This window comes from Streptomyces sp. NPDC048353, assembly GCF_055587165.1.
The window spans coordinates 692,790-705,813 of the sequence record NZ_JBVJGU010000003.1 but is presented as its reverse complement, the minus strand read 5'-3'; the positions used below and the strand labels follow the sequence as shown (position 1 = coordinate 705,813).

The window sequence follows — 13,024 nt, the reverse complement described above, 5'->3', positions numbered from 1 at the left end:
ACCCCGTGAAGCTGACGAAGAAGTCGCACGCCTGCATCCGCCTGGAGAAGGCGGGGCGGTCCCTCGTCGTCGACCCCGGCGGGTTCAGCGAGGAGGACGCCGCACTCGGCGCCGACGCCGTCCTCGTCACCCACGAACACCCCGACCACTTCGACGAGGGACGGCTGCGGGCCGGTCTCGAGGCCAACCCGGCGGCCGAGATCTGGACGCTGCGGAGCGTGGCCGAGCAGCTCTCGGCCGCGTTCCCCGGCCGGGTCCACACCGTCGGCGACGGCGACACGTTCACCGCCGCCGGCTTCGAGGTGCAGGTCCACGGCGAGCTGCACGCCGTGATCCACCCGGACATCCCCCGGGTCACCAACATCGGCTTCCTGGTCGACGACGCGGTCTTCCACCCCGGCGACGCCCTGACCCTGCCCGGCCGGCCCGTCGACACCCTGATGCTGCCGGTGATGGCCCCCTGGAACAAGATCTCCGAGGTCATCGACTACGTCCGCGAGATCAGACCGCGCCGGGCCTACGACATCCACGACGCCCTGCTCACCGACCTCGCCCGGCCGATCTACGACCGCCAGATCGGCGCACTCGGCGGCACGGACCACGGCCGGCTGGCCCCCGGCGACTCCACCGAGCTGTGACCGCGCCGCGGCCGCGGACGCGGTGACTGTCACACCCCGCCGTTAGGCTTGCGGCCATGCGCATCGCCACGTGGAACGTCAATTCGATCACCGCCCGGCTGCCCCGCCTCCTGGCCTGGCTGGAGAGCAGCGGCACGGACGTGCTCTGCCTCCAGGAGACCAAGTGCACCGCCGAGCAGTTCCCCACCGACGAGCTGCGCGAGCTGGGATACGCCTCCGTCGTCCACGCCACCGGGCGGTGGAACGGCGTCGCCCTGCTCTCCAAGGTGGGCCTTGACGACGTCGTCATGGGCCTGCCCGGCGCGCCCGACTACGAGACCGCGCAGGAGCCCCGCGCGATCTCCGCGACCTGCGGCCCGGTGCGCGTCTGGTCGGTGTACGTCCCCAACGGCCGCGAGGTCGCCCACGAGCACTACGCCTACAAGCTGCGCTGGCTGGAGGCGCTCCAGGCCGCCGTCGCCGAGGACGCGGCGGGCGGGCGCCCCTTCGCCGTCCTCGGTGACTACAACATCGCCCCGACCGACGACGACGTCTGGGACATCTCCCTCTTCGAGGGCGCCACGCACGTCACCGCCCCCGAGCGGGCGGCGCTCGCCGGTCTGCGCGAGACCGGGCTGACCGACATCGTCCCGCGCCCCCTCAAGTACGACCACCCCTACACGTACTGGGACTACCGCCAGCTCTCCTTCCCGAAGAACAAGGGCATGCGGATCGACCTCGTGTACGGCAACAAGCCGTTCGCCGACGCCGTGAAGGACAGCTACGTCGACCGCGAGGAGCGCAAGGGCAAGGGCGCGTCCGACCACGCCCCGGTCGTCGTCGACCTGGACATCTGACCCCCCGGCGCACGCCGGTCCGCGCGCCGGTGGTTCGCCGCGCGCCCCGGCGCCCGGACGATCTCCGCGCGCCGGGTGGTGCCGGGTGAGGGTCCGGTGCGACGCTGGACGGATGTACATCCCGTTCCTGGACAACTGGCGCAAGCGGCGCGAAGCCGAGAGCACCCCGCTGGCCGCGGCCTTCGACCGTGACCCGGAGGGGATGGGGGAGCTGCTCGCCGAGTGCGAGCTGCTGCGCGCCAGGGCCCAGGAGGCCGGGATCGCCCTGGACGACACCCCGCGCTCGCTCGGGGCGATCGACCAGCTCACCCCGCGCTGGCGCGACGATCCGGAGGAGCTGCCCTGGCTGGGCAATGACGCCGGCCTCTATCTGGGCACGGTGATCGTGCGCACGGTGCCCGGCGCGAGCTGGCAGCTGTGGCCCGGCGGGCAGCCGATCGTCCGGCTGGCCTCCGGCCGGGAGATCAACGTGGTCGAGGCCGGACTCGACTGGGCCGTGAGCGGATCGCCCGAACTCTCCCAGGTGTACGCGGAAGCCGCCGAGTACTGACTGTTTTCCTCACCTTCGGCAGTAAATACGGCTTATCCCCGTTTCATGCGTGTCGGTCGGCACGTCCCTTTTCGTGCTGAATAGTTTGCGCTGACCTCGACACCGCTGAGAAATGGGGCAGGGCAGCGTATGGCCGTCGTCGATCCGTTGATCGAGCTGCGTGACGTCAACAAGCACTTCGGCACCTTGCACGTCCTGCAGGGCATCAACCTCACCGTCGGGCGCGGGGAGGTGGTGGTGGTCATCGGACCGTCCGGATCGGGCAAGTCGACCCTCTGCCGGGCGATGAACCGGCTGGAGTCGGTCGAGTCGGGCGAGATCCTGGTCGACGGACGCCCCCTCCCCGAGGAGGGCAGAGCGCTCGCCCGGCTCCGGGCCGAAGTCGGCATGGTCTTCCAGTCGTTCAACCTCTTCGCCCACAAGACCGTCCTCGCCAACGTCTCGCTGGCCCAGATCAAGGTCCGCGGGCGCAAGCGCGAGGAGGCCGACCGGCGCTCACGCGAACTCCTCGACCGGGTCGGCCTCGCCGACCACGCGGACAAGTTCCCCGCCCAGCTCTCCGGCGGCCAGCAGCAGCGCGTGGCCATCGCCCGCGCACTCGCCATGGACCCCAAGGCGCTCCTCTTCGACGAGCCGACGTCCGCCCTCGACCCCGAGATGATCAACGAGGTCCTTGAGGTCATGCGACAGCTCGCCCGCGAGGGCATGACCATGGTCGTCGTCACCCACGAGATGGGCTTCGCCCGCTCCGCCGCCCACCGCGTCGTGTTCATGGCCGACGGCCGGGTCGTCGAGGACCGCACGCCCGAGGACTTCTTCACCGCCCCGCGCAGCGAGCGCGCCAAGGACTTCCTGTCCAAGATCCTCAAGCACTGACCGGGGAGGGACGCCATGCACCGTACGAAACGAACCCTCGCCGCCCTCGTGCTGCTGCTCGCCGCCGCCGTGACGGCCGCCTGCGGCAGGGAGGGCAGCCCACCGGTCAAGGGACCGCAGCCCGACGCCCTGCCCGTCTACCAAATCCGGACCGACTTCCGGCTGCCCTCCTCCCCGACGTGGGAGAAGGCGAAGCGGCGCGGCCACCTGGTCGTCGGCGTCAAGGAGGACCAGCCCTACATGGGGGAGAGGGACCCCGCCACCGGGACGTTCTCCGGCTTCGACATCGAGATCGCCAAGATGATGTCGGCCTCCCTCGGCTTCGACCCCGCCACCCTCGCGTACCGCACCATCGCCTCCGCCAACCGCGAGACCGCCCTGCAGAACGGCCAGATCGACTACTACGTCGGCACCTACACGATCAACGCCAACCGCAAGAAGCTCGTCGGCTTCGCCGGCCCGTACTACATGGCGGGCCAGTCCCTGCTCGTCCGTACCGACGAGAACGACATCCACGGCCCCCAGGACCTCGACGGCAAACGGGTCTGCTCGGCCGCCGGTTCCACCCCGTACCAGCGGATCGAGAAGGACTACCCCAAGGCCGACCTCGTCGCCTACGACACCTACTCCGTCTGCGTCGACAACCTGCTCACCTTCCAGGTCGACGCCGTCACCACCGACGACACCATCCTGATGGGCTACGCCGCCAAGGCCCCCGACGAACTCAAGGTCGTCGGCAAGCCGTTCTCCCAGGAGCCGTACGGCATCGGCGTCCCGCACGACGACAACGCCCTGCGCTTCGCCCTCGACGACGCCCTCGCCGCGCACGAGAAGAACGGCGACTGGAAGAAGGCGTACGACGCGACCCTCGGCCTGTCCGGGGTGCCCGCCCCCGCGCCGCCCGCCATCGACCGCTACCCGGCGAACTGAGGAGGAGAACGGCGACATGGACGTCCTGACACAGAACTTCTCCCTCTACGGCGACGGCTTCCTCGGCACCGTCGAACTCACCGTCTACGCCTCGGCCCTGGCCCTCGTCCTCGGCTTCCTGATGGCCTCCTTCCGGGTCGCCCCGGTCGGCTCCTTCCGCGTCTTCGGAGCCGTCTGGGTGACCGTCCTGCGCAACACCCCGCTCACCCTGCTCTTCTTCGCCGTGATGCTGGGCCTGCCCCGCTTCGGACTCGTGCTCCCCTTCGAGCTGTTCGCGGTCCTCGCCCTCGGCTGCTACACCTCGGCCTTCATCTGCGAGGTGCTGCGCTCGGGCATCAACACCGTGCCGCGCGGCCAGGGCGAGGCGGCCCGCAGCCTCGGCATGACCTTCGGGCAGACCCTGAGCACCGTCGTCCTGCCCCAGGCGTTCCGCTCGGTCATCCCGCCCATCGGCTCCACGCTCATCGCGCTGGCCAAGAACTCGGCCATCGCCGGAGCCTTCAGCGTCACCGAACTCCTGGGCACCTACAAGACGTTGAGCGAACTCGGCTACAACATCATCTGGACCTTCGTCTGGATCGCCGTCGGCTATCTGATCATCACCCTCACCATCAGCGCGATCTTCAACATCATGGAGAAGCGCTGGGGAGTCGCCCGATGAGCCAGTCCACCGCCCTCTACGACATCCCGGGCCCGCTCACCCGGCGGCGCCACCGGCTCTACGGCGTCCTCTCGACCGTGGTGATCCTCGCCCTGATCGGCTGGATCCTCTCCCTCCTCTTCGACACCGGGCAGTTCACCGAGACCAAGTGGGCACCGTTCACCTACGAGGGCATCCAGGAGCTGCTGCTTCGCGGCCTCGGCAACACCCTCAAGGCCTTCGCCTACGCCTCGGTGCTCTCCCTGGCGCTCGGCGGGATCCTGGCCGCCGGCCGGCTCTCCGAGCACCGGATCCTGCGCTGGGTCTCGACGCTGTTCGTCGAGTTCTTCCGCGCGATGCCCGTCCTGGTGATGATCTTCTTCATCTTCGTCGCGCTCAAGGTCCAGCCGCTGCCCGCGCTCGTCGCCGGACTGACCCTCTACAACGGCTCGGTGCTCGCCGAGGTGTTCCGCACCGGCGTCGACTCGGTCGACCGCGGGCAGCGGGAGGCGGCGTACGCGCTCGGCATGCGCAAGACGCAGGTGATGACCTACGTCCTGGTCCCGCAGGCCCTCCGCGCCATGCTGCCGACCATCATCAGCCAGCTGGTGGTGGCGCTGAAGGACACCTCGCTCGGATTCCTCATCACCTACGAGGAATTCCTGCACGCCGGCAAGCTGATCGCGTCGAACCTCGACTACGACCTGCCGTTCATCCCCGTCGTGATGGTCATCTCGCCGATCTACATCGGCATGTGCGTGCTGCTCTCGTGGTTCGCCACCTGGGTGGCGAGGAGGGAGCGCCGCGACCCCAAGACCAAGGCCGTGGAGCTCCCTCCCCCCGACCGGGGGACGCTGCTGCCGGGCGGGGGGCCTCCCACCGGCGCGTGAGGCGCCACCGGGGACACCGCGGCCGCACGGCGGCTCGCGAGGGGGCCGTACCCGTCCGGCAGCAGCCGGTGATCACTCCTCCCGCAGCGGAACCGACACGTACGACGGGTCGGTCGACGGCGAGGAGAAGGTCAGCTGCGCGCCGGTCGGGTTGTGCTCGATGTAGAGCGGGTCGACCGTGTCCACGACCACGGCGAGACGGTGACCGGCCGGCACGTCGTAGGCCGTGGAGAACAGCTCCAGGTCGACGGTGAACGGCCGGCCGGGCGTCTGTCCGTGGAAGGTGTACGGGGCGTTGCTGACCAGCTTGCCGAGGCCGAGCGGGCCCACGTCGTAGAGGTACGCGACGAGGGTGCCGCTCTCCTTGGTAGAGGTGACCGTGGTGTGCAGCCTGGCCGTGCCGCGCACCTTCCGGGCGGTGTCGTACCGCTCGGACTGCCAGACGCCGGCGAAGGCGCGGGGGAGCAGCGGGATGGAGGCGACGGGCGGGGTGTGGAGGAACTGGTCCAGGAGGTTGGAGAGGAGGACCACTCCGCCGTTGGCGCCGGAGTCGACGTTGGCCCATATCTTCCGGGAGCCGCCGAGCGCGATCCTGGCCTCGTCGGCGCCGACCGACTTCCAGTCGGGGTAGCCCTCGTAGCCGCCGGAGGAGCGGGGCTTGAGCTGGACGGGCTGCTCGCGGTCGATGCCGTTGTCGGCGCCCTTGAGATGGCGGTCGAACCAGCGGTGGGCGTTGGTCCAGGTGTCGTTGGGCAGTCCCAGCAGACCCGTCGCCTCGGCGGTGGCGTGGTCGCCGGGACGGAACTCCAGGCGCTTGGGGCCCTGGAGCTTCTCGTAGAAGGAGGCGTACTGGTTGGGCGGGAAGATGGTGTCGCCCCAGGCGTTCCCGAGCATGATCGCGGCGCCGTTGGCGTTGATCCGGTCCAGGTAGGTGGCGGCCGAGCGCTTCTTGCCCCAGGCGATCATCCCCTCTTCCTTGGTGAGGTCGGAGGAGAGGAAGTCGTCGAGGATGGAACGGAGTTCCGGCCCGGGGCGGCCGGTGAGGAAGCCGGCGCCGCCGAGCAGGCCGGCGGCCTGGCGGTGCTGGGTGCGACCGCTGTAGATCGACTCGATGAGGTCGGCCCAGCCGCTCAGTGCGGCGACGGCCTTGACGCGCTTGTCGTGCGCGGAGGTGAGCAGGCTGATCCCGGCGCCGTACGAGACGCCCGCCATGCCGACCTTGGCGGGGTCGGCGGGGGTGTGGGCGAGCGCCCAGTCGATGACCTTGGTGGCGTCGGCGACGTCCTTGGGGCCCGCGGTCTCGATCTCGCCGCCGGACTGCCAGAAGCCGCGGGAGTTGTAACTCACCACGACGTAACCGGAGTCGGCGAGCTTCTTCGCCTGGGCGAGGTACTCGATCTGGGGCATCGCCCAGCTGGTGGGGAGCACGATGACGGGGTAGCGGGCGGAGCCGTCGGCTCCGGCCGGGGTGACGACGTTGGCCTTGAGGACGGTGCCGCCGTCGCCGGCGATGTCCACGAAGCGGATGCCGGTCTCCGAGGCATGGGCGGCGGGCGCGAGCCCGAACGCCGTCCCCGCCACGAGAGCGGCCGAGACGGCGAGGGCCAGGGGTATGCGCACGGGTCACTCCTCACTGGGGTGTCACTGATGGGGGGCAGTGAAAGTGACCCGACGGTAACCGCGGAGACTTACTCGGGGTAACTGGTCGGTGAGTTACGTGCGGGTAACGATTATTGGACGAGCTGTCAGTTGAGTGCGCTCTTGGAACGCCACTCCGCCCAGGACAGATTCCACTCGCCGTAGCCGTTGTTCAGGGCCTGGGTCCCCTTGGCGTCGGAGCCGGTGATCTCGAAGGGGTCCCCGACCCGCACCGCGTCGTACACGGACCGCGCGTCCGCGTCGCTCATGCCGATGCAGCCCGAGCTCCTGTTGGCGCTGCCGAAGTAGGAGGCGTTCCAGGGCGCCGCGTGCGCGTACATCCCGGACCAGGTCAGCCGCATGGAGAAGTCGACCATCTTGTCGTAGGCGTCACCGAGTCCGACGGTCTCGGAGCGCATGTTGATGGTGCCCTCCTTCGACATGAGCACCGTCTTCCCCCGCCAGGACGCCTTGTCGCCACCGGGCGTACCGGCCGACATGGGCACGTCCTTCACCACCGCGCCGTCCCGCAGCAGGGTCAGCCGGTGACGGTCGAGGTCGACCTTGACGACCTGCCGCGCGCCGATGCCGAAGGTGGTGGTGTAGTCGCGGACGAACCAGCCGCCGGCGCCCGAGTCGACGCCGTTCAGCCGGGCGTCCAGCGTGACCTTGGTGCCCGGCTTCCAGTACTCCTTCGGCCGCCAGTCCACCCTGTCCTTGCCGGACCAGTCGCGCATCCAGCCCCAGGAGCCCTCGGTGCGGTTCGAGGTGGTGACGCGCAGGTGCCTCTCCACCTCCGCCTTGTTCTTCACCGGGTGGTCGAAGACGATCGACAGCGGCTGGCCGATGCCGACGGTGGTGTTCTTGCCGGGCGCCAGTGTCAGCTTGTTGACCTTCTCGGGCGGGGCGGTGGTGAAGGCGGCGGTGGCGCTGCCGCCGCCCGTGTCCTTCGCCTGGATCGCGTAGGCCGTCCCCGGGGCGGCCTTCCGCGAGGAGGTCCAGCTCCGGCCGTCGGCCGCGACCGTGCCGTCGAGCCGCGCACCCCGCGAGTCGGTCACCTCGACCCGGGCCAGCCTCCCCTCGGCGAGGCGCACCACGACCGGCTCGCCCGCGTTCGCGCGCTGACCGGTGAGGTTCACCGAGATCCGCGTCGCCGGCTTGGCCGGCTTGCCGTCGTCGGCCGCCGTCGTCCCGCCGGAACACGCGGTGAGGGCGGCCAGGGCGAGCGCCCCGGCGGCGGCGGTGAGCAGGGGACGCGGGCGTATGCGGTTCACGTGGGACGACCTCCGGTGTGGATCTCTTTCCCGGGGAGAGAGGGCCACGGGGCCGGAAGGGTTGCGACAATCCGATCTTTTTCCCCGATGTCGGATGTGAGACGGGACACGGCCCCACCGGCCCGCCCGGCTGAGCGCACGGGCTCTGCCCGGACACGACCTAGGCGCAGCGGCGGCCGATCGAGGCCAGCAGGCGGCGCATGCCGACGGCGTGCCCGCCCGTACCGACCACCAGCAGCCGGTAGAGAGCGCCCGACGGGCCGGGGAAGGAGGCCCGGCTCTCCGCGCGCAGTCGCGTCCGGCCCGGGCCCGCGGGGTCGAGACGGAAGGTCAGGGCGTACACCGAGAACCGGTGGCGCCCTTCGAGCGCCAGCTCGCGGTCGGGGTCCGCGCGGACCACCCGGAAGCCCGGCAGCGTGGAGCCCGCGACGAGCGGGCGCGGTCCGGACGCCGTGGGGTCGGCGCATCCCACGAGCCGGGCGTAGCGTGCCCCTCCGGGTCGGGAGAAGGTTCCGTCGACCGCGGCGAGCAGCTCGCGCCAGACGGTCTCGGCCTCCGCGGGGACGACGGTCGCGTGCTCGTCAAGGTATGGCAGCGGGGTGAACTCCATCCGACCGTCCCCCCTTTCGTGGTCGTCGGCGCCCGCGACGCGGTCTCACGGCCAGTATCCGCCCGCGTCACCGCCCATGGAGCACCGGCCCCGGCCGGTCTCGTACTCGATCGGGTCCGCACCCCGGCCGTCCGTGCCAAGCTGGTCCCGTGGAGAGTCCGAGCGACGTACCCGGCGTGCCCGATGTCTTCGACCCCCGCCGCTACGCCCGAGGCCTGCCGCACGCGGCCTTCCGGACCCTGCGCGACCGGCATCCGGTCGCCTGGCAGGAGGAGTACGCCGTGCTCGGCTGGCCCCCCGGTCCCGGGTTCTGGGCCGTCACCCGCCACGCGGACGTCGTCCGGGTGCTCAAGGACGCCGCCACCTTCTCCTCGTCCCTCGGCGCCACGCAGATCCGTGACCCCGACCCCGCCGACCTGCCGTTCATCCGGCGCATGATGCTCAATCAGGACCCGGCGCCGGATCCCCACGCGCGTGCGGACGCCGGCGACCGTCATGACCACGGCAGGCTCCGACGGCTCGTCAGCCGGGCCTTCACCCCCCGACGGATCGAGCGCTTCGCGGCCACCGCCCGCGAGCGGGCCCGGACGCTGCTCGCCGCCGCGGCGGAGGCGGGGCCCGAGGTGGATCTCGTCCGCGCGGTCACCGACGACTACGCCTTGCTCAATCTGACCGACCTCCTCGGCGTCCCCGCGCCCGACCGGGGCCTCCTGCTCGCCTGGACCGAGCGGGTCATCGCCTACCAGGACCCCGACGAGCCGCCCGTCCTCGACCCCGAGGGCCGGCCCGTCAACCCGCGCTCCCCGGCCATGCTGGCCGAGATGTTCGCGTACGCCCGGGAGCTGGCCGCGTACAAGCGGCTCCACCCCGCCGACGACGTGATGACCGCGCTGGCGACGGGCGAACTCCGGGACGCGGAGCTGGAGATGTTCTTCTTCCTGCTGACCGTCGCCGGCAACGACACCGTGCGCTCCGCCGCCCCCGGGGGACTGCTCGCCCTCGCCGAACACCCCGGCGAGCGACGCCGGCTGTGGGACGGGGAGGTGTCCGTGGACAGCGCCGTGGAGGAGCTCCTGCGCGTCCACCCGCCGGTGCTCTCCTTCCGGCGCACCGCCGCCCGCGCCACCGAACTGGCCGGTCGGACCATCGCCGCGGGGGAGAAGGTCGTCGTCTTCCACGCCTCCGCCAACCATGACGAACGGGTCTTCCCCGACCCCCTGCGGCTCGACCTCGCCCGGCGCCCCAACCCCCACGTCTCCTTCGGGGACGGCCCGCACGTCTGTCTGGGCGCCCACTTCGCCCGGCTTCAGCTGCGCGTCCTCCACGAGGAGGTGCGGGAGGCGGCGGCGCGGGGCGCCTTCACCCGCCTCGCCCCGGCCGGCCCGCCCCGCCGGCTGGTCTCCAACTTCGTCAACGGCATCAAGTCGCTGCCGCTTCGGGTGCGGTAGCCGTCCGCGCCGCCCGGGTCACGTCGGCGACCAGCTCCACCACGTCGGGTCCGTACGCCTCGGAGTTGACCACCTTCAGCAGGAGCACGAAGGGACCGGAGCCGTAGCTGCGGGCCAGCTTCTCGTGGTGCCGCGCGAGATAGCGGGTCGCCGCCTGGTTGGTGACGGCGAACTGTCCGCAGAAGAGGAAGACCGGCCGGCCGCCCTCGCCGCCCGTGAGCCTCGCGAGGAGGACGTACTCCCGCTCGCCCTGCACCCCGCGGTACACCTCGCCCCCGACCGTGATCATGCCCCGGTCGGGGACCGGATCCGACTCCACGTTCATCGTCAGACCGGGCAGCAGGGAGGACAAATGGGCCGCCATCCGCCGGTTGGAGTACGGTCCGCCGACGCAGAACTCCGTACGGTCGCCGAGGCCCTGGCGCGCCATGTCGTGCTGGACGATGTGGGCTTTCGCCCCGCAGTCCTTTATCAGCGCGGAGAGCTCCAGGAGCGCGGAGACGTCGACGTTGTGCACCGCGGCGTCGCTGCCCGCCTTGCGGTTCATCACCAGGACGCACTCGGAGCCGCTGGGGAGCCCGAAGAACGCCTGCTTGCGCCGGAGCCCGCGGCGCCACGCGTAGGTGCGGGTCAGCCAGCCCAGCGACGCGCTGACTCCGGTCGCGAGCACGCCGAGGACGACATTGCGCAGGTCTTCATTCATGGGCGCGCATGCTAGCGGGGGCGCCGCGGCGCGTCCGAGGCGGTCCTGACGATGCGGCCGCCCGGAAGTTACGCTGCGCGGACGGCTGTTGACTGGAGGTAGGGATGCGTCGTTCCGTGGCCCGCAACGGGTCGGTTCTCGTCGTCGCCACGACCGTGCTGCTGGCGGTGGGGGCGGCGGCCCCGCCGACCGGGGCGGTGACCGCTCCGGCGGCCGTGACCCGGTCCGGCCCCCCGGCCCCCGCCCCCGCGAAGGTACCGGTCGCCGTCGGGTACGGCGGAGCCGTCGCCAGCGTCGACCCGGACGCCTCCGCCGCCGGGATCGAGGTGCTCCGCGACGGCGGCAACGCCGTCGACGCGGCCGTCGCCGTGGCCGCGGCCCTCGGCGTCACCGAGCCCTACTCCGCCGGCATCGGAGGCGGCGGCTACCTCGTCCACTACGACGCCGCGAGCCGCACGGTGCGCACGGTCGACGGCCGCGAGACCGCGCCGCTCTCGGCCGACGCGCGCCTCTTCGTCGAGGACGGCGAACCCCTCCCCTTCGAGGAGGCCATGACCAGCGGCCTGAGCGTCGGGACCCCCGGCACCCCGGCGACCTGGCGGACCGCCCTCGACGCCTGGGGCACCAAGCCGCTGCGCCGCCTTCTCGCCCCCGCCACGCGGCTGGCCCGCGACGGCTTCACCGTCGACCCGACCTTCCGCGCGCAGACGGCCGCGAACGAGGCCCGCTTCCGCGACTTCCCCGCCTCCTCGAAGCTCTTCCTGCCGGGCGGCGCCCTCCCCGTCGTCGGCTCCACCTTCAAGAACCCGGACCTCGCCCGTACGTACGAGAAGCTCGGCCGGGAAGGCGTCGGCGCGCTCTACCGCGGCCCGCTGGCCCGGGACATCGTCGACACCGTGCGCAAGCCGCCGGTACGGCCGGGCGCGACGCGGGTGGTCCGCGCCGGGGACCTGACGGAGCGCGACCTCAAGGTGTACGAGACCGAACGGCGCCGGCCCACGAAGATCTCGTACCGCGGACTCGACGTGTACGGCATGGCGCCCTCCTCGTCCGGCGGCACCAGCGTCGGCGAGGCGCTCAACATCCTGGAGCGGACCGATCTCTCGGCCGCCTCCGAGGCCGCGTACCTGCACCGCTTCATCGAGGCGAGCCGGATCGCGTTCGCCGACCGGGGCCGTTGGGTCGGCGACCCCGCCTTCGAGGACGTGCCCGTCCGCGGCCTGCTCTCGCAGCGGTTCGCGGACTCGCGCGCCTGCCTGATCCGCGACGACGCCGTCCTGACCAGCCCGCTCGCGCCGGGGGACCCGCGCCACCCCGCCGACTGCGCGCGGGGCGGGACGGCGGCGCCGACGACGTACGAGGGCGAGAACACGACGCACCTCACGGTGGCCGACCGGTGGGGGAACGTCGTCGCCTACACCCTCACGATCGAGTCGACCGGCGGCAGCGGGATCACCGTGCCGGGGCGCGGCTTCCTGCTCAACAACGAACTGACCGACTTCTCCTTCGTCCCGGCGAACCCGGCGGTCCACGACCCGAACCTGCCCGGCCCCGGCAAGCGCCCCCGCTCGTCGATGGCCCCGACCATCGTGCTCGACCGGCACGGCCGGCCGGTCCTCGCCCTGGGCTCGCCGGGCGGGGCGACGATCATCACCACCGTGCTGCAGACCCTGACGGGCGTCGTCGACCGGGGACTGCCCCTCGTCGACGCCATCGCCGCGCCCCGGGCCAGCCAGCGGAACCAGACGACGACGGAGCTCGAACCGGGTCTCTGGAACAGCAAGCTGCGCGGCGAACTGGAGGCGATCGGTCACGCCTTCCGGCAGAACCCGGAGATCGGGGCGGCGACCGGCGTCCAGCGGCTGCCGGACGGTCGCTGGGTGGCGGCGGCGGAGACAACCCGCAGGGGCGGAGGCTCGGCGATGGTCGTACGGCCCCGGGGCTGAACCGGGGCCGTTCGAACGGAGTGCCGGAGGTGCCGGGTCAGGAGG

The 13,024-nt window shown here is 71.6% G+C and carries 13 protein-coding genes; 9 read left to right on the top strand and 4 right to left on the bottom strand.

What is annotated here, in order from left to right; all coding sequences use genetic code 11:
• Positions 1 to 5 precede the first annotated feature (5 nt).
• From ACZ6RC_RS13440 to ACZ6RC_RS13410, 7 genes are all read left to right on the top strand, one after another.
• The gene (locus ACZ6RC_RS13440; RefSeq protein ID WP_469582059.1) at positions 6 to 638 is read left to right on the top strand and encodes an MBL fold metallo-hydrolase; all 633 of its coding nucleotides are present in this window, start codon (positions 6 to 8) and stop codon (positions 636 to 638) included.
• A gap of 56 nt (positions 639 to 694) precedes the next feature.
• A complete protein-coding gene (locus tag ACZ6RC_RS13435; RefSeq protein ID WP_391135667.1) occupies positions 695 to 1,474 on the top strand; it encodes an exodeoxyribonuclease III in 780 nt (259 codons plus the stop codon).
• Between the two features lie 112 nt (positions 1,475 to 1,586).
• Positions 1,587 to 2,024, top strand: a complete 438-nt coding sequence (locus tag ACZ6RC_RS13430; protein ID WP_469582055.1) for a DUF6278 family protein — start codon at positions 1,587 to 1,589, stop codon at positions 2,022 to 2,024.
• A 129-nt stretch (positions 2,025 to 2,153) separates the two neighbouring features.
• The gene (locus ACZ6RC_RS13425) at positions 2,154 to 2,900 is read left to right on the top strand and encodes an amino acid ABC transporter ATP-binding protein (RefSeq protein ID WP_391135660.1); all 747 of its coding nucleotides are present in this window, start codon (positions 2,154 to 2,156) and stop codon (positions 2,898 to 2,900) included.
• A gap of 15 nt (positions 2,901 to 2,915) precedes the next feature.
• A complete protein-coding gene (locus ACZ6RC_RS13420) occupies positions 2,916 to 3,830 on the top strand; it encodes a glutamate ABC transporter substrate-binding protein (protein ID WP_469582051.1) in 915 nt (304 codons plus the stop codon).
• Positions 3,831 to 3,846: 16 nt separating this feature from the next.
• The gene (locus ACZ6RC_RS13415; protein ID WP_391135654.1) at positions 3,847 to 4,491 is read left to right on the top strand and encodes an amino acid ABC transporter permease; all 645 of its coding nucleotides are present in this window, start codon (positions 3,847 to 3,849) and stop codon (positions 4,489 to 4,491) included.
• Positions 4,488 to 5,360, top strand: coding sequence for an amino acid ABC transporter permease (locus ACZ6RC_RS13410; RefSeq protein ID WP_469582048.1), 873 nt, complete (start codon positions 4,488 to 4,490; stop codon positions 5,358 to 5,360). The genes ACZ6RC_RS13415 and ACZ6RC_RS13410 overlap by 4 nt, the downstream gene beginning before the upstream one ends.
• Before the next feature lie 72 nt (positions 5,361 to 5,432).
• Here the strand turns inward: ACZ6RC_RS13410 and ACZ6RC_RS13405 are convergent, their stop codons facing one another.
• The 3 genes from ACZ6RC_RS13405 to ACZ6RC_RS13395 all read right to left on the bottom strand — a co-directional run bounded on the left by ACZ6RC_RS13405 (position 5,433) and on the right by ACZ6RC_RS13395 (position 8,882).
• Positions 5,433 to 6,980 (bottom strand): alpha/beta fold hydrolase, encoded by a 1,548-nt coding sequence (locus ACZ6RC_RS13405; RefSeq protein WP_469582045.1) that lies wholly within the window; start codon positions 6,978 to 6,980, stop codon positions 5,433 to 5,435.
• Between the two features lie 125 nt (positions 6,981 to 7,105).
• Positions 7,106 to 8,272 carry a L,D-transpeptidase gene (locus tag ACZ6RC_RS13400; protein WP_391135646.1) on the bottom strand — a complete coding sequence of 389 codons (1,167 nt, stop codon included), beginning with the start codon at positions 8,270 to 8,272 and terminating at the stop codon, positions 7,106 to 7,108.
• A gap of 160 nt (positions 8,273 to 8,432) precedes the next feature.
• Positions 8,433 to 8,882, bottom strand: a complete 450-nt coding sequence (locus ACZ6RC_RS13395) for a hypothetical protein (protein ID WP_469582041.1) — start codon at positions 8,880 to 8,882, stop codon at positions 8,433 to 8,435.
• Positions 8,883 to 9,031: 149 nt separating this feature from the next.
• On the opposite strand from ACZ6RC_RS13395, the gene ACZ6RC_RS13390 reads away from it, so the two are divergent.
• Positions 9,032 to 10,330 (top strand): cytochrome P450, encoded by a 1,299-nt coding sequence (locus ACZ6RC_RS13390; protein WP_469582039.1) that lies wholly within the window; start codon positions 9,032 to 9,034, stop codon positions 10,328 to 10,330.
• Here ACZ6RC_RS13390 and ACZ6RC_RS13385 read toward each other — a convergent pair.
• A complete protein-coding gene (locus ACZ6RC_RS13385; protein WP_469582036.1) occupies positions 10,302 to 11,033 on the bottom strand; it encodes a hypothetical protein in 732 nt (243 codons plus the stop codon). The two genes, ACZ6RC_RS13390 and ACZ6RC_RS13385, sit on opposite strands and share 29 nt — an antisense overlap.
• A gap of 104 nt (positions 11,034 to 11,137) precedes the next feature.
• On the opposite strand from ACZ6RC_RS13385, the gene ggt reads away from it, so the two are divergent.
• Positions 11,138 to 12,979, top strand: a complete 1,842-nt coding sequence (ggt, locus tag ACZ6RC_RS13380) for a gamma-glutamyltransferase (protein WP_453611695.1) — start codon at positions 11,138 to 11,140, stop codon at positions 12,977 to 12,979.
• The last annotated feature ends 45 nt before the right edge of the window (positions 12,980 to 13,024 follow it).